The organism is Luteibacter sp. UNCMF366Tsu5.1 (genome assembly GCF_900119235.1).
GTDB lineage: Bacteria > Pseudomonadota > Gammaproteobacteria > Xanthomonadales > Rhodanobacteraceae > Luteibacter > Luteibacter flocculans.
Window position 1 is genome coordinate 1,144,860 of sequence record NZ_FPIS01000001.1, and the last position, 15,335, is coordinate 1,160,194.

Genomic DNA, 15,335 nt, shown 5'->3' on the forward strand with positions numbered 1-15,335 from the left:
CCCCGCAAATGACTGCCCATTCTACGTTTTGGCCTCCTGCCGCCGCAACCTGCCTCAGCCGGCGCTCCAACGCCTCGGGCCGGCTCCCTCCGCAGCCAGGGAGTCGCCCGGATTGGCGAGGCTGCAGGCCGTCAGAGAGAGGCAGCCGCAGCCAATGCAGTCGGTCAGCCGATCCTTGAGATTGAGCAATTGGTCAATCCGCGCCTCCAGCTCGTCGCGCCACGCCGCGGACATCTGCGCCCACTCCTCGCGCGTGGGGGTGCGTTCGTGCGGCAGCGTATCGAAGGCCCGACGGACCGCCTCCAGCGGCATACCCACCCGCTGGGCTACCCGGATGATGGCGAGGCGCCGCAGCACGTCGGCTCCGTAGCGGCGCTGGTTGCCTGCCGTACGCAGGCTGCGGATGAGCCCCTTGCGTTCGTAGAAGTGCAGCGCCGACACGGCGAGGCCCGAGCGTTTCGCCGCTTCTCCCACGGTCAGTTCCCGCATCGCTTGACCTAAATAATGGTTGAGGTTGCATCCTGCATCGCCCTGACCGCCCGCGCAAGCGTGCGACACTCCCCGCCCCGCCAGGAACACGAATGAACGTGGGAACATCCGACCCCAACCTCCTTGCCTCTCCCGCCACATCCCGGGCCGAGGGGATTCTCGCGCCGCCCTACCGGGCCGCCACCCTGGGCATGGTCGCCCTCATTTCCTTGATCGCCTTCGAGGCATTGGCAGTCACCACCGCCATGCCGACCGTGGCGCGCGAGCTGAACGGTCTCAAGGCCTATGCGCTCGCCTTTGGTGGCGTGCTCGCCACGAGCGTCATCGGCATGGCGCTATCTGGCCGATGGAGCGATCGACGCGGTCCAGCCCCGGCCATGTGGACGGGTCTTGCCGGTTTCGTGGTCGGCCTGCTGCTCGCCGGATTTGCCCGCGACATGCCTACCCTCCTCCTGGGCCGGCTCGTTCAGGGCCTGGGCGCCGGCTGCCTGTCTCCGGCGCTGTATGTGATCGTGGGTCGGCTTTATCCCGAAGCGCTGCGCCCGAAAGTCTTCGCGGCGTTCTCCGCCGGGTGGGTGGTACCTGCTCTCATCGGCCCGGCGCTCAGCGGTTTCGTCGTCGAGCATTTCGGCTGGCGCTGGGTATTTCTCGCCGTGCCACTGCTGGCGATTCCCGCTGCCGCGGGCCTGCGCGGTGCGATGCATAACCTCGGCCCCACGGATCGCCATGCATCGGGCACGGCAAGCCGCATGGGCAACGCCATCGGAGCGTCGCTCGGTGCCTGCCTGCTGTTCGTCGCCGGCCAGGAGCACGGCTGGACGGTAGCCGCCCTGCTGGTGCCGGCGCTGGTTCTTCTCTTCGTCTGCGGCAGGCGACTGTTGCCCCCCGGCACGCTACGCGCCGCGCGCGGCCTTCCGGCCGTGGTCGCGCTACGCGGCGTAGCCGCTTCCGCCTTCTTCGGCACTGAGGCCTTCCTGCCGCTGGCCTTCTCCCGCGAGCATGACCTGTCACCGATGTGGGCCGGTCTGGCGATCAGCGTCGGCGCCATCGGCTGGTTTTCGGGATCGTGGTATCAGGGTCACTACGCGAAGGTCTCGCGGCAGACGCTGCTACGCCGGGGCACCGTCTTGATGGTGTTCGGCTCGATCGCTGCCGCGATGAGCACCTTCCCGTGGATGCCGGTCGCAGCTTCCGTCGCGGGCTGGCTTCTCACCGGGCTCGGCATGGGGATGCTCTACGGCACGGTCGCCGTGCTCGCCCTGTCGATGTCCAGCGAGCATGAGCAAGGCGCAAACAGCTCCGCGCTGCAGTTGTGCGAATCGCTCATGGTAGCGACGACGCTCGCCATCGGCGGGTCGTTGTTCGGCGTGTTGCTCGACGTGTCGGCGACAGCTGCGTTCGCTGCGAACTTCGCCATTACGGTGGCGCTCGCCGTGGTGAGTACGATCGTTGCGCGGCGGACGGAGCCGCGTGCGTGAGACGCGCACGCCGTAACGTCAATGACGTTGGCGTCTTAGAACGATGGTGCGAGAGGCGGGACTCGAACCCGCACGCCTTGCGGCGTCAGAACCTAAATCTGGTGCGTCTACCAATTCCGCCACTCTCGCGCGTCGTCATTCTAGGGCGCAGGGGTGAACGGGGTCCAGAATCGCGTTTGCATTCGGTGCACTCCGACCTTACGCCGACATGCAAATTCCCTTATCCGAAACAAAAAAAGACCCGGATTTCTCCGGGCCTTTCGAATTGGTGGGCCGTGTAAGATTCGAACTTACGACCAATTGATTAAGAGTCAACTGCTCTACCAACTGAGCTAACGGCCCGTTTGAAACTTGCGTTGTAAGTGGGGTGGACGATGGGACTCGAACCCACGACATCCGGAATCACAATCCGGTACTCTAACCAGCTGAGCTACGCCCACCATAAAACACCATCTGGCGCGCCCGACAGGAATCGAACCTGCAACCGTCGGCTTAGAAGGCCGATGCTCTATCCGGTTGAGCTACAGGCGCAGGCACTGTACGTAGAACGCCAACTGGTCGGGGCAGAGGGATTCGAACCCCCGACATCCAGCTCCCAAAGCTGGCGCTCTACCAGACTGAGCTATACCCCGAAACTTTAAGCACCATCCCGATACTGCTGGGGTGAAGCTTTCAAATGTTACGGGTCAAAGCCAAGCCCGTCAATCCGTATGAACACACCACACTTTCAACTACCGCGACCTTTGCGCTAGCGCATCGGTCTTGCTTAAAGATGGTGCGCCCGGAGAGATTCGAACTCCCGACCACCAAGTTCGTAGCCTGGTACTCTATCCAACTGAGCTACGGGCGCACACTTTAAACCTTTGACTCGGTGACTTTCGCCGTGAAGCGTTGCCGCCGTGTCGAGAAGCGGAATTATTCAGATATCCGACGTGTGCGTCAACACTTTTTGCATCTTTTTTTTCGCGAATCGGTAACACGACGGTAAATAGCCGTCCGAACGCGAACGCGTGCAGCGATTTCACCGAGGCTTTGCGGACAAAGAAAAGGGCGGCACATGGCCGCCCTTCCCTCTTAAAGCTGCGTCGCTGGCTTGCCGACCTTGTCCGGTGCGGAGCCCGCGTCGCCACGCGGCGGCGGAGGCGGCGTCGGACCCGGCTTCTGCCAGTCGGCCGGCGGACCCGGCTCGCGACCATTCATGATGTCGTCGATCTGGCGTGCATCGATCGTCTCGTACTGCAGCAGCGCCTCGGCCATCACGTGCAGCTTGTCGATATTCGTGGTGAGCAGTTCCTTGCTGCGCGCATAGGCGCGATCGAGGATGGTGCGCACCACTTCGTCGATCTTGCGTGCGGTCTCGTTCGAGACGCTCTTGTGCTGCGTAACGGAGCGACCGATGAAGACCTCGTCTTCTTCCTCGCCGTACGTGACCGGACCGAGCTCGTCGGACAGACCCCATTTCGTCGCCATGTTGCGCGCCATCTTCGTAGCGCGCTCGATGTCGTTGGAGGCTCCGGTGGTGACCTTGTCGTGACCGAAGATGATCTCTTCCGCCACACGGCCGCCGTACAGCGAGCAGAGCTGCGATTCGATCGCCACCTTGTTCATGCTGTAGCGGTCGCCTTCCGGCAGGTACATCGTCACGCCCAGCGCGCGACCGCGCGGGATGATGGTGACCTTGTAGACCGGATCGTGTTCCGGCACGAGGCGGCCGATGATGGCGTGGCCCGCTTCGTGGTACGCGGTCAGGCGCTTCTCTTCGTCGTTCATCGCCATGGAGCGGCGCTCGGCACCCATGAGGATCTTGTCGCGCGCGCGGTCCATGTGGCTCATGCGCACTTCGCGTGCGTTCTCGCGCGCGGCGAACAACGCGGCCTCGTTCACGAGGTTCGCGAGGTCGGCACCGGAGAACCCCGGTGTGCCGCGTGCGATGGTCATGGCGTCCACGTCCGAGGACGTAGGCACCTTGCGCATGTGCACCTTGAGGATCTGCTCACGACCCTTGACGTCAGGCAGGCCTACGACCACCTGGCGGTCGAAGCGGCCCGGGCGCAGCAGCGCCGGGTCGAGCACGTCCGGACGGTTGGTGGCGGCAATGACGATGATGCCCTCGGTACCCTCGAAGCCATCCATTTCCACCAGCAACTGGTTCAGGGTCTGCTCGCGCTCATCGTGACCGCCACCCATGCCGGCGCCGCGATGGCGACCGACGGCGTCGATTTCGTCGATGAAGATGATGCAGGGGGCGTGCTTCTTCGCTTGCTCGAACATGTCGCGTACGCGGCTGGCACCGACGCCGACGAACATTTCGACGAAGTCGGAACCCGAGATCGAGAAGAACGGCACCTTGGCTTCGCCCGCAATCGCCTTGGCGAGCAGCGTCTTGCCGGTACCGGGCGGACCCACCATCAGCACGCCGCGCGGAATCTTGCCGCCCAACTTCTGGAATTTGCCCGGATCACGAAGGAACTCGACGAGTTCGCCGACTTCCTCCTTGGCTTCGTCGCAACCGGCGACGTCGCTGAAGTTGACCTTGACCTGGTCTTCGCCCTGCAGCTTGGCGCGCGAGCGCCCGAAGCTCATGGCACCACGACCACCGGAGCCTGCCTGCATCTGGCGCATGAACCAGATCAACACGGCCACGAAGATGATGATGGGCAGCCAGTTGAAGAGCAGACCGAGCAGCGAGAAGCCGTTGTCCGCGGGCTCCTGGCGGAGCTCGACGCCCTTGTCGCGCATCTGCTTCACGAGGTCGCTGGTCGACAGGCCAACCACCGGCACCACGGTGCGGTAGGCGCTGCCGTCTTTCAGCTTGCCGGTAATGGTCGGGGGAGCCGTCGAGGTGATCGTGCTGCTCGCGACGTTGCCGTTGTCCACCTGTTGCGCGAAGGTCGTGTAGGACATGTCCTGCGACGACCCGGCGTGCGGGTTGAAGGTCTGGAACACGGTTAGCAAGACCACCGCGATGATCAGCCAGAGCAACAGGTTTTTTGCCATCTCATTCATGCGCGGTTCTCGCCAGGTTGCCGGGACGCGGACTTGAGGCCGGTCGCCAGAGCATAGACCTCTCGCGAACGCGCGCGGGAGGCCTTCGGTTTACGCATCGTCACGCGACTGAAGTCCGCGCGCAAGTTCTTGAGGTACTCGTCGAATCCCGCGCCCTGGAACAGTTTTACCAGGAACGATCCCCCAGGTTTCAGCCAATCGAGACTGAACTGCCGGGCGAGGTCGCAAAGGTCCATGGCGCGAATCTGGTCGGCGAGTGCCACACCGGACATATTGGGGGCCATATCGGACAGGACAAGATCGACTTTCTGACCGTCCAGCTTGGCCTCGAGCTCGTGCAACACCGATTCCTCGCGGAAATCGCCCTGCATGAAATCCACGCCGGCCAGCCCGGCCATGGGCAGAATGTCGAGAGCGATGACCTTGCCGGTGTCGCCGAGCCGCTGACGGGCGAGCTGCGACCAGCCGCCAGGCGCGGCGCCGAGATCGACGATGGTCATGCCCGGCTTGATCAGGCGGTCGCGGTCGATCAGCTCTTCGAGCTTGAAGACCGCGCGGGAGCGCAGCCCCTCTGCCTGGGCACGCTTGACGTAAACGTCGTCGAAATGCTCCCGAAGCCAGCGGGAACTGCTCTTGCTGCGTGACATCGGAGTCCGACCGGCGGGAGAAGTGTTAGGGCCACGCATGATACCCTTTGCCGCCTATCCGCCGCACATCGAACCTGAACGCAATGTCGCTTTCCCCTACACAGCGCCGCTACCTGCGCAGCCTCGCCCACGACCTCCGCCCTGTGATCCTTCTGGGCAACAAGGGCGCCACCGAGGCTGTCGCCAAGGAACTGGGCCAGGCCCTGGATATCCACGAACTGGTCAAGGTGAAGCTTTCCGGGGGCGACAAGGACGAGCGCCAGGAACAGATCGCCTTTCTCACGGGCCAGACCGGCGCCGAAACCGTGCAGGAGATCGGCCACGTGGTCGTCCTCTTCCGCCGTAACGAGCAGGATCCGAAGCTCGCCCTGCCCCGGTAAACCCCATGGAACTCTCGTTCGAACATCCCGGTGAGTACCTCTTCGTGCGCCGCGTCGGCGCCGACACCATCACCATCGTCGATCGCGACTTCCACAAGAGTCTCCTGCTGACCCCCGAGAAGGTGGTGGAGGACTGGGGCGTTACCGATGCGACCCAGCTCGGCCTTGCCGACATCGAGACGATTGTCGCGCTGGCGCCCGAGCTGGTTCTGCTCGGTACCGGCCAGCGCCAGGTCTTTCCGCCCGCCGAGGTCATGGCGGCCTTTCTTCGCCGTGGGATCGGCATCGAAGCCATGACCAACGGTGCCGCGGCACGTACTTATACGTTGCTGGCTGGGGAAGGCCGGCGCGTCGTGGCGGCGTTCATCCTGCCCTGAGGGCATCCATGCGCATTCTCGTTCTCGGTGCCGGCGGCACAGGCGGCTACTTCGGCGGCCGGATGGCCCAGGCGGGCCTGGACGTCACCTTTCTGGTTCGCCCCGAGCGCGCCAAGGTGCTGGACGACAAGGGACTGGTCATCCTGAGCCCCCTCGGCGATGCGACGGTGCAGGTCAAGCACGTCACAGCGGACACCGTGTCCGAGACGGGTGCGTTCGACCTCGTGCTGCTGTCATGCAAGGCCTATGACCTGCACGCCGCGATGGAAGCGATCGATCCCGCCGTGGGCGACACCACCGTGATCCTGCCCATCCTCAATGGGCTGGCGCATTACCCCGTGCTCGACAAACGCTTCGGTCCCGATCGCGTGCTGGGCGGCCTGTGCGTCATCAGTGCGGCGAAGGGGCCGCATGGCGAGATCATCCACTTCGGCAACGGCGCGTCGGTTACGTTCGGCGAACGCGACGGCCAACTCCACGACGACCGCTGCGCTGCCATCGCCGACGTGTTCGCGGCCGCCAAACTCGACCACACGCATTCCAGCGATATCCAACGGGATCTCTGGGCGAAGTTCTCGTTTCTCACCACGCTTGCGGCCACCACGTGTCTGTTCCGGGCCAGCGTCGGCGACATCGTCGCGACAGACGACGGACGCGTGCTTATCGAACGCACTTATGAGGAATGCCTCGCCATCGCACGGGCGTCAGGGCACGCGGTGCCGGACAACGCACGCGCCTTCGCCTGGAAAACGCTGACCCAGCAGGATTCGCCGCTCACGGCGTCCATGCTGCGCGACCTCGAGTCAGGGCAACGGATCGAATCCGATCACATCATCGGCGACATGCTGAGGCGGGCGCGCGATGCCGGTATTGCCGCGCCTCTGCTGGAGGTGGCATTCGCGCACCTGCAGGCGTTCGACGTGCGCCGCGCCCGCGAGTCACGCGCGCCCTAGGCGCGCAGCATCACTTCGACGGCAGATACTGCAACGGATCGACCGGATTGCCGTCGCGGCGAATCTGGAATTGCAGCTCGTCCCGGGTCGCGCCCGTGGAACCCATCTCGGCCACCGTCTGCCCTGCCTTCACCTTCTCGCCTTCCTTCACCAGACGCTTGCGGTTGTGGCCATAAGCCGACAGGAAACTGTCGCTGTGCTTGATGATGACGAGTTCGCCATAGCCCACCAGGCCATTGCCGCTGTACACGACGACGCCGTCGGCGGCCGCGCGCACGGGATCGCCCGCCTTGCCGCCTACCTCGATGCCGGGAATGGCGTCGCTCGATGAGAACTTCTTGAGCAGCGCGCCGTCTGCCGGCCAGCGCCAGGTGATGCCGCCCGCACTGCGGGTGGCGCCACTGGCGACGATCGGCGTCGAAGCCGGCGGGTTTTCGACCGGTGCGGGCGGCTGTGTGGCCGGCGCGCTGGGCGCGGGAGGCGGCGGCACGAGCGACTCGCCCGGCTTGCCGGCCACCACGACCGGGGTATTGGTCGTCGTCGCGGGGGCCGGCGCCATGGCCACGGTCGACGGTGACGGGGTCGACGCAGGCTCCTTCACCGGCACGACCGGCGAGGGGGCCGGATGCGTGGCAGGTGACACAGGCGCCGCAGCGGCGACCACTGGTGCGACCTGCGTCGTGGCAGGCGCGGCCTTCGTATCGCGGCCCGGCGGCGACAGGCGCAAATCCTGACCCGGCCAGATCGTGTAGGGCGAGGCAATGCCGTTCCAGCTCGCGAGGTCGCGGAAGTCCACCTTGTTGCGGAACGCAATGCTGTAGAGCGTGTCGCCCTTCGTGACCCGATAGCTGCCACCGGGCGGTGGCGGCGGCGAAGGTGCGCGCGTGGTCGTGTATGTGCTCCCCGGACTGCGCGTCACGACGACCGAGCTACGGGTGAGGTCGCATCCAGCAAGCACACCCGCAGCCGCCACGACGGCAATCAGGGCAAGCGGACGGATCGTGAGCATCGCGGATCTCCCTTCACGGTCACTCATCGCAACAAGAACCACCAGGCGGCAAGCAGGACGAGCGCTACGATAACAGCCCAACCTATCCACTCGATGTGTTTACGCAGCATCTGCTCCGCGCGTTCACCGAAGATTCGAATCAGCAAGGCAAGCAGCCACACCCGCTTGCCGCGGCCGATCAGCATGCACAGGAGGAACGGCAGGAACGGCACGCCGACGATGCCCGAGGCCCAGGTCACGAACTTCATCGGCACCACGGGCTGCAGCGCCGCCATCGCCAGCACGATGTACAGGCCCAGCGAATGCGCCTGCATGTCCTGGCGCAGGTTCTCCACGCCCTTCTGGATGGGTGCCAGCAGGTGCAGCGATTCGAGCAGCGGCTTCAGCGCCTCGTAGGCGAAGTGACCCAGCGCATAGCCCACCAGCGAACCGAGCAACGAGAACAGCAGGCTCCAGTTGGCGAAACGGAACGCCTTGCGCGGCTCCGCCAGCATCATCGGCGCCAGCATGACCTCCGGCATGACCGGGAAGATGAAGGCTTCCACGAAGGAAAGCCCGGCCAGGTAGCGGACCGCGTGACGGTGGCGTGCCCAGACGATGGCGCGCTCGTAGAGCGAAGCGAACATCCGCATGCGGCGGGTTTCCTTGATGAGTTGACTAGACGTGCAGCGGCATCAGCCGATGCCGCCAAGCAAGGGCACGAAGCTCACCGCGCAGAGATCCTCGCGGGTTACCGCACCCTGCTCGTCCTTGCGCAGGCGCACCAGCACCTGCTGGCTCGGACTGCCCACTGGCGCAACGAGAACACCGCCGGGCTTGAGTTGATCCAGCAGCCGGGTCGGAATGCGATCGCCGGCAGCCGTAAGGATGATGCCGTCGAACGGGGCATCGGATTCCCAGCCGAGCTTGCCGTCGTCGTGCCGCGAGCGCAGGTTTTCGATGCCTAGCTGACGGAAGCGACGGCGTGCCTGACGCAGCAGTTCTTCGATGCGCTCCACGGTGTAGACCGTGGGCACCACGCCTGCGAGCACCGCGGCCTGGTAACCCGAGCCGGTACCGACTTCCAGGACACGCTCGGGCACCCCATGCTCGATCAGCGCCTCGGTCATCCGCGCCACGATGTAAGGCTGCGAAATGGTCTGTCCGTGCCCGATCGGGAGCGCGGTGTTCTCGTAGGCACGCGAGTGCAGCGCCTGGTCGATGAAGTGATGGCGCGGCAACTGGCGGATCACTTCGAGCACGCGCTCGTCGCGAATGCCCTCCTCTGCAAGCTTCGCCACAAGCCGATCGCGCGCCCGTTGCGAGGTCATGCCCTCGCCGCGCAAAGCGGATGGCGGAAGCGCATGCATGTTCACCATGTCAGGCCGCCTCCTCGCCATTCATTGCCGCCGAGAGCGGCAACATCCAGCCGCTGACCTTTTCCAGCGCCTGCACGCGTGTGAGGTCGGTGTGAATCGGCGTCACGGAAACATAGCCGCGGCGCACGGCATCGAAATCGGTACCGGGGCCGTCGTCGTCGATCTCGCCCGGCGGGCCGATCCACCACATTTCGCGGCCGCGCGGGTCCAGTGCGCGAACGGCGGGCGCCGAGCGGTGGCGCTTGCCCAGGCGAGTGACTTCGAAACCGCGCACGCGCTCCCAAGGCAGATCCGGCACGTTCACGTTGAGAATGGTGTCGGCGGGCAGCGGATCGACGATGAGGCGGCGCATCAGCATGAGCACGGCATGCGCGGCGGTGTCGAAATGCCGACCGCTGTCGTCGCGCGTGACGAGCGACACGGCTATCGCGGGCAGACCGAGGAAGCGGCCTTCCATCGCGGCGGAGACCGTACCGGAGTAGATAACGTCGTCGCCGAGGTTGGCGCAGTTGTTGATGCCGGAAACGACGATGTCGGTCTCATGCGCCAGCAGACCGGACAGCGCCAGATGCACGCAGTCGGTCGGCGTGCCAGCGACCCGGTACGTGCTCGGATCGAGGCGCTTCACCCGGATCGGCGAATCGAGAGTGAGGGAGTTGCTCGCGCCCGAACGGTCACGGTCCGGTGCCACGACCGTCACCGTGCCGAATTCGGCGAGGCGCTCGGCCAGCACCTGGATGCCAGGAGCCTCCACGCCGTCGTCGTTGCTAACCAGAACTTGCATGCTGATCCAGATCGAAAATCGGGTGCGGCGGCCCCATCGTCATTGAGCCGCCCGACCGGCCAAGTCTACCGGACCGGGCAGCGGGATTCACGGAACCCGGACACGCCCCACAACCAGCCACACGTAAGCCGCCACATCCAGCAAGGCATCCCGTAGGATGGTGGCATGACGCGACGCCCGCCCAAGGTCAACGAGGACGATAGCCGTCTCTTTCGCGAGGCCATCGGCGACGTGCGCCCCATGCTCGTCACGGAAACGGTGCCGGAGAAGCCACGCCCCGAACCGCATCCGCACATGCGCGATGCCGACGAGGCGGCCGTGCCCGGTGAGTTGCTGGTCTTCGACTACGACCCTGCCGATCTGGAGGTGGGCGAAGAACTCTCGTACCTGCGCGACGGCTACCCGCCAAAACTCTTGAAGCAGCTCAAGCGCGGCCAGTTCAGCATCCAGGCCGATGTCGACCTGCACCAGATGAACGCCGCCGCGGCCCAACTCACCATCGCGGAGTTTCTCGCCGAATGCCGCCACGATGGCGTGCGCTGCGTGCGCATCATCCACGGCAAGGGACTCCGCTCCAAAGCGGGCGGCCCGGTGTTGAAAGGACTTACCGATCGCCTCCTGCGCCGCCGCGACGACGTGGTGGCGTTCGCGTCCGCACGCCCCATGCAAGGCGGCACCGGCGCGGTAGTGGTGCTGCTGAAGGCGTGATGCCTCGGCACCTTTGTGGGAGCCGCTATAGCGGCGAGAAGCCAACGAAGCAGTGAAGCCGCGAGGTACATCGCATTGTGGGAGCCGCCATGGCGGCGAGAAGCCTACGAAGCGATGAAGCGGTGAGGCACACTCCCCTCGCCGCTATAGCGGCTCCTACAGGGCGGCCCCGCGGCGCATCACGTTGTAGCCAGTTCGCGGATGACCGTGGTGGCGTATGCGCCGGCTGGCAGGCCGAAGGAAACCTCCAGCGCGTCGCCGTCGAGCCATCGCCAGGTGAACTCGCGCGGTTGCAGGCGCAGCGCGCGGCGCTCCTGATCCATGCGCGCATCGGCGAGGCCCTTGGCAAGATCCTCGTCGCGCGCGGCCACGGCGCGTTCCAAGTCGCCCGCGGCGTCGGCGGCGGGCGTTTCGCCGCGCCCCCACAGCGGGCCGGACGGATGAATATCGAAACGGGCCAAGCGCTCAGCCAGCGTATCGGTGAACGGCTCGGGGCCGAACCAGGAACGCGAGCCTTCCAGCGACCAGATCTCGCCATCCATCGGCGCATTCCACGTGCCCGAGATAACGCGCTCGGCCAGCACGCCGTTGAAGATGTGCGAGCGCGCGGCCGAAAGCAGGATCGAACGCTTGTCGCGATCGACGCGACGGCCACCGAACATCGCCCTTGCCTGCGCGACGTTGTTGCCACCCAATCCGAAGCGCTGTTCGCCGAAGTAGTTCGGCACACCATGTTCGGCGATCTGGCGCAGACGCGTTTCCGCCGCCGCGCGATCGCCGTCGAGTTCGCGCAAGACGAGCACGAAACGATTGCCACGCAGCGCGCCGCGCTTGATCTTGCGCGAATGCCGGCCGAGGGATTCCACGCGCACGTCGGCATGCGGGAACGCGGACCAGTCGGGATCGGCCCGCCCAGGCAACTGCACCGTGAACACCTGGCGGGTGACCGCGTGGCGATCCTTCATGCCGGCGTAACCGACGTTCATCGGAGCCGTACCGGCGAACTTCGCCAGCTCGCGCGCCACCCAGTCGGTGTTCGCTCCGCGCTTTTCCACGCGCAGAAAGGCGTGCTCGCCTGCGCCGTCGGCCTCGTAGCCGAGGATCTCCTCCACGAAGAAGTCTTCGGGCTGAGTACGCAGGCGCGCGCGCAGCGGAGGCTCGCCAAAGGCGAAAGGGAGTTCGTTGTCGGTCATGGGGGTACTCAGGGTGTCTCTAAAGCAGGAAGACCGTGGCCAGGCCGAGGAAGATGAAGAAGCCGCCGCTGTCGGTCATCGCCGTGATGAGCACGCTGGAGCCCAGGGCCGGATCGCGCCCCATCTTGGTCATCAGCATGGGAATGGCGACGCCCATGAACGCCGCGAGGAGAAGGTTCAAGGTCATCGCCGCGGTCATCACGAGCCCGAGCGACGCGCTGCCGTAGAGCATCCACGCCACGATACCGATGGCACCGCCCCAGACGATGCCGTTGACCAGCGCCACGCCCAATTCCTTGCGCCAGAGCCGTTTCACCTGCGCCACGCCGATCTGTTCCAGCGCCATGGCACGCACGATCATGGTGATGGTCTGGTTGCCCGAGTTGCCGCCGATGCCGGCGACGATCGGCATCAGTGTCGCAAGCGCCACCAGCTTCTCGATCGAATGCTCGAAGAGACCGATCACGCGCGACGCAATGAACGCCGTGACCAGATTGATCGCGAGCCACGCCCAGCGGTTGCGCACGGATTTCCACACGGAGGCGAAGATGTCCTCTTCCTCGCGCAGACCGCCGCGTGACAGCGCCTCGGTCTCGCTCTCCTCGCGGATGAAGTCGAGCATGGCATCGACGGCGATGCGGCCGATCAAACGCTGGTGCGCATCGACGACCGGTGCGGTAACGAGGTCGTAGCGCTCGAAGGCCTGCGCCACGTCGTACGCGTCGTCTTCGGGATGGAACGTGTTTACGTCCGGCGCCATGATCTCGCGGACCATCTTCTCCGGCGAGTTCACCAGCAGCCAATGCAACGGAAGGACACCGGTCAGCACGTTATCGGCGTTGACGACGAACAACTTGTCGGTCTGCGCGGGCAATTCGTCAAAGCGGCGCAGGTAGCGCAACACCACCTCGAGGCTGATGTCCTCGCGGATGGTGACCATGTCGAAGTCCATCAGCGCGCCGACCTGGTCGTCCTCGTAGGACATGGCCGCCTGCACGCGCTCGCGCTCCTGCGCGTCGAGGCTCGCCATCAACTCAGGCAGCACCTCGGTCGGCAGATCGTCGACGAGGTCGGCGAGTTCGTCGGCGTCGAGCGGCTCGACGGCGGCGAGAATCTCGCGATCGTCCATGTCCGCGATCAGCGATTCGCGAACGGAGTCGGATACCTCGAGAAGAATGTCGCCGTCGCGATCGGAACGCACGCGCTGCCAGACGGCGAGGCGGTCCTGCAATGGCAAGGATTCGAGCACGTCGGCGAGGTCCGCCGGGTGCAGCTCGTCGAGACGCGCCTGGAGTTCTGCGTCGGCGGCATTCAGCGCGGCATCGTCGGTCTCAGGCGCGGCGCCCGCGAAGGCAAGCAGGCCTTCGCGACGACGCAACAGATCCGTGATCGTCTCCAGCCTGTCGTGCAGGCGGGGCGTAGAAGCGCGCGCTTCGATCTCGCTCATGGGTGCACGACCAGCACCGTGGCGAGCGCGGCGATACCTTCGCGACGCCCGGTGAAGCCGAGCGTCTCGGTCGTGGTGGCCTTGACGCTGATGCGGTCAAGCTCAACGCCGAGGTCCGTGGCAATCACCTCACGGATGGCCTGCGCATGCGGGCCGACCTTCGGCGCTTCGCAGATCACCGTGATATCCGCATTGCCGAGCACATAGCCGCGCTCGGCGAGCATCGCTGCGACGGCGCGAACGAACTGGCGGCTGTCCGCCCCGCGCCAGGTCTCGTCGGACGGCGGGAAATGCTTACCGATGTCGCCCAGCGCCAGCGCGCCAAGCAAGGCATCGCACAACGCATGCAGCACCACGTCGCCGTCCGAGTGAGCGAGCACGCCCTTGGCGTGCGGCACGCGCACGCCTCCCAGCATTACGTGGTCGCCTTCGCCGAAAGCGTGAACGTCGAATCCCTGGCCGATGCGCACTACCGTGTCCTCCTGAGCAGGAACTCTGCCAACGCGAAATCCGCGGGCGTCGTCACCTTGATGTTGTCTTCCGATCCTTCCACCAGCAGCGGCGATGCGCCTGCCCGTTCCATCGCCATCGCCTCGTCGCCCGGTACGATACCGGCCTCCGCGGCAAGACGAAGTGCACGCATCAGGTCACTCCGGCGGAACATCTGCGGCGTAAACGCCCGCCAGCGACCTTCGCGCGGTTCCGTGGCGACGCTGTGACACTCGGCATCGGCACGCTTGAGCGTATCCCGCAAAGGCGCACCCAGCAGACCGCCGCCAACGGGGCCAGCACGTTCGATCAGGCGGGTGATGTCGTCGAGTCGCACGCACGGCCGCGCCGCGTCATGCACCAGCACGAAGTCGTTGTCTCCGACGGAAGCCGGCAAGGCCATCAGTCCGGCGAGCACGGAGTCGCTACGCTCGCCGCCGCCTATGGCGGTCTTGAGCGGCTTACCGCCGATCGAATCCATGGCACCAAAATGCCGGTCGTCCGCCGCGATCACCACCATGAAACCGGCAATGCGCGGATGCGCGGACAGCCGTTCAAGCGTGTGATCGAGCATCGGCCGGCCGTCGATCAGCTGGTATTGCTTCGGCCGATCGCCGCCCGCCCGGACGCCCTTGCCAGCCGCCGGCAACACGCACCACAGCGCATCCATCACTGGCCGCCGGGAGCGACGGGCGGCGGAGGCGGCGGCACGCTGGTCGCGGCCCCCGGCTCCACCACCTGGTAGAACGTCTCGCCCGGCTTGACGAGACCCAGTTCCTGGCGCGCACGCGCTTCCGTCGCCTGCTCGCCGTGCTTCAGATCCTCGACGTCCGCCGCCAGGGCCTGATTGCGCTTCTGCAGCAACGCGTTTTCATCGGCCTGTTTCTTGACCGACTCGCGCAGCGAATCGACCTCGGCCATGCCCCCACCGCCAACCCACAGCTTGAGCTGCAGCGCGATGAGGACGATGACGAGGATCAGGCCGATCCAGCGCAGGAGTGCCGCGTTGCTCAAGGC

The 15,335-nt window shown here is 65.5% G+C and carries 17 protein-coding genes and 6 tRNA genes; 5 read left to right on the plus strand and 18 right to left on the minus strand.

Going from position 1 to position 15,335, the window contains the following annotated elements:
• Positions 1 to 54 precede the first annotated feature (54 nt).
• The gene (soxR, locus tag BT115_RS04975) at positions 55 to 489 is read right to left on the minus strand and encodes a redox-sensitive transcriptional activator SoxR (protein ID WP_072321392.1); all 435 of its coding nucleotides are present in this window, start codon (positions 487 to 489) and stop codon (positions 55 to 57) included.
• Between the two features lie 92 nt (positions 490 to 581).
• On the opposite strand from soxR, the gene BT115_RS04980 reads away from it, so the two are divergent.
• Positions 582 to 1,967 (plus strand): MFS transporter, encoded by a 1,386-nt coding sequence (locus BT115_RS04980; RefSeq protein WP_072321393.1) that lies wholly within the window; start codon positions 582 to 584, stop codon positions 1,965 to 1,967.
• Between the two features lie 44 nt (positions 1,968 to 2,011).
• Here BT115_RS04980 and BT115_RS04985 read toward each other — a convergent pair.
• The 8 genes from BT115_RS04985 to rlmE form a co-directional block, all read right to left on the minus strand.
• Positions 2,012 to 2,096 (minus strand) — tRNA-Leu (locus tag BT115_RS04985).
• Positions 2,097 to 2,233: 137 nt separating this feature from the next.
• Positions 2,234 to 2,309, minus strand: a tRNA-Lys gene (locus BT115_RS04990).
• A 21-nt stretch (positions 2,310 to 2,330) separates the two neighbouring features.
• A tRNA-His gene (locus BT115_RS04995) sits at positions 2,331 to 2,407 on the minus strand.
• Between the two features lie 14 nt (positions 2,408 to 2,421).
• Positions 2,422 to 2,498: transfer RNA gene (locus BT115_RS05000), tRNA-Arg, on the minus strand.
• A 24-nt stretch (positions 2,499 to 2,522) separates the two neighbouring features.
• Positions 2,523 to 2,599: transfer RNA gene (locus BT115_RS05005), tRNA-Pro, on the minus strand.
• A 141-nt stretch (positions 2,600 to 2,740) separates the two neighbouring features.
• Positions 2,741 to 2,817: transfer RNA gene (locus tag BT115_RS05010), tRNA-Arg, on the minus strand.
• A 224-nt stretch (positions 2,818 to 3,041) separates the two neighbouring features.
• A complete protein-coding gene (gene ftsH / locus BT115_RS05015; RefSeq protein WP_177257379.1) occupies positions 3,042 to 4,973 on the minus strand; it encodes an ATP-dependent zinc metalloprotease FtsH in 1,932 nt (643 codons plus the stop codon).
• On the minus strand, positions 4,970 to 5,620 hold the full coding sequence (gene rlmE / locus BT115_RS05020) for a 23S rRNA (uridine(2552)-2'-O)-methyltransferase RlmE (RefSeq protein WP_072321394.1): 651 nt from the start codon (positions 5,618 to 5,620) through the stop codon (positions 4,970 to 4,972). Before rlmE ends, ftsH begins: the two co-directional genes overlap by 4 nt.
• Before the next feature lie 83 nt (positions 5,621 to 5,703).
• Between rlmE and BT115_RS05025 the strand changes: the two genes are divergently transcribed.
• Genes BT115_RS05025 through panE form a run of 3 tightly spaced genes read left to right on the plus strand, consistent with a single transcriptional unit; the run spans position 5,704 to position 7,330 of the window.
• The gene (locus BT115_RS05025) at positions 5,704 to 6,000 is read left to right on the plus strand and encodes a YhbY family RNA-binding protein (RefSeq protein WP_072321395.1); all 297 of its coding nucleotides are present in this window, start codon (positions 5,704 to 5,706) and stop codon (positions 5,998 to 6,000) included.
• Between the two features lie 5 nt (positions 6,001 to 6,005).
• Complete coding sequence (locus BT115_RS05030) at positions 6,006 to 6,377, plus strand: Mth938-like domain-containing protein (protein WP_072321396.1); 372 nt, start codon at positions 6,006 to 6,008, stop codon at positions 6,375 to 6,377.
• Positions 6,378 to 6,385: 8 nt separating this feature from the next.
• Positions 6,386 to 7,330 (plus strand): 2-dehydropantoate 2-reductase, encoded by a 945-nt coding sequence (panE, locus tag BT115_RS05035; RefSeq protein ID WP_072321397.1) that lies wholly within the window; start codon positions 6,386 to 6,388, stop codon positions 7,328 to 7,330.
• A 10-nt stretch (positions 7,331 to 7,340) separates the two neighbouring features.
• On the opposite strand, the gene BT115_RS05040 is transcribed toward panE, so the two are convergent.
• Genes BT115_RS05040 through surE form a run of 4 tightly spaced genes read right to left on the minus strand, consistent with a single transcriptional unit; the run spans position 7,341 to position 10,481 of the window.
• On the minus strand, positions 7,341 to 8,339 hold the full coding sequence (locus BT115_RS05040) for a peptidoglycan DD-metalloendopeptidase family protein (RefSeq protein WP_072321398.1): 999 nt from the start codon (positions 8,337 to 8,339) through the stop codon (positions 7,341 to 7,343).
• Positions 8,340 to 8,362: 23 nt separating this feature from the next.
• Entirely contained in the window at positions 8,363 to 8,971 is a 609-nt protein-coding gene (locus BT115_RS05045; protein WP_072321399.1) for a YqaA family protein, read from the minus strand.
• Between the two features lie 42 nt (positions 8,972 to 9,013).
• Positions 9,014 to 9,697: a protein-L-isoaspartate(D-aspartate) O-methyltransferase gene (locus BT115_RS05050; RefSeq protein WP_177257380.1), complete on the minus strand. Its 684-nt coding sequence runs from the start codon at positions 9,695 to 9,697 to the stop codon at positions 9,014 to 9,016.
• Position 9,698: 1 nt separating this feature from the next.
• Positions 9,699 to 10,481, minus strand: a complete 783-nt coding sequence (surE, locus tag BT115_RS05055; RefSeq protein ID WP_072321400.1) for a 5'/3'-nucleotidase SurE — start codon at positions 10,479 to 10,481, stop codon at positions 9,699 to 9,701.
• Positions 10,482 to 10,646: 165 nt separating this feature from the next.
• Between surE and BT115_RS05060 the strand changes: the two genes are divergently transcribed.
• Positions 10,647 to 11,189: a Smr/MutS family protein gene (locus BT115_RS05060; RefSeq protein ID WP_072321401.1), complete on the plus strand. Its 543-nt coding sequence runs from the start codon at positions 10,647 to 10,649 to the stop codon at positions 11,187 to 11,189.
• A 179-nt stretch (positions 11,190 to 11,368) separates the two neighbouring features.
• Here the strand turns inward: BT115_RS05060 and truD are convergent, their stop codons facing one another.
• Genes truD through ftsB form a run of 5 tightly spaced genes read right to left on the minus strand, consistent with a single transcriptional unit; the run spans position 11,369 to position 15,332 of the window.
• Positions 11,369 to 12,382, minus strand: a complete 1,014-nt coding sequence (truD, locus tag BT115_RS05065) for a tRNA pseudouridine(13) synthase TruD (RefSeq protein ID WP_072321402.1) — start codon at positions 12,380 to 12,382, stop codon at positions 11,369 to 11,371.
• A 19-nt stretch (positions 12,383 to 12,401) separates the two neighbouring features.
• Positions 12,402 to 13,829, minus strand: a complete 1,428-nt coding sequence (mgtE, locus tag BT115_RS05070) for a magnesium transporter (protein WP_072321403.1) — start codon at positions 13,827 to 13,829, stop codon at positions 12,402 to 12,404.
• Positions 13,826 to 14,299 carry a 2-C-methyl-D-erythritol 2,4-cyclodiphosphate synthase gene (gene ispF, locus BT115_RS05075; RefSeq protein WP_072321404.1) on the minus strand — a complete coding sequence of 158 codons (474 nt, stop codon included), beginning with the start codon at positions 14,297 to 14,299 and terminating at the stop codon, positions 13,826 to 13,828. The genes mgtE and ispF overlap by 4 nt, the downstream gene beginning before the upstream one ends.
• A complete protein-coding gene (gene ispD, locus BT115_RS05080; protein ID WP_072321405.1) occupies positions 14,299 to 14,988 on the minus strand; it encodes a 2-C-methyl-D-erythritol 4-phosphate cytidylyltransferase in 690 nt (229 codons plus the stop codon). Before ispD ends, ispF begins: the two co-directional genes overlap by 1 nt.
• Entirely contained in the window at positions 14,988 to 15,332 is a 345-nt protein-coding gene (gene ftsB / locus BT115_RS05085) for a cell division protein FtsB (protein WP_072321406.1), read from the minus strand. Before ftsB ends, ispD begins: the two co-directional genes overlap by 1 nt.
• Positions 15,333 to 15,335: the final 3 nt, after the last annotated feature.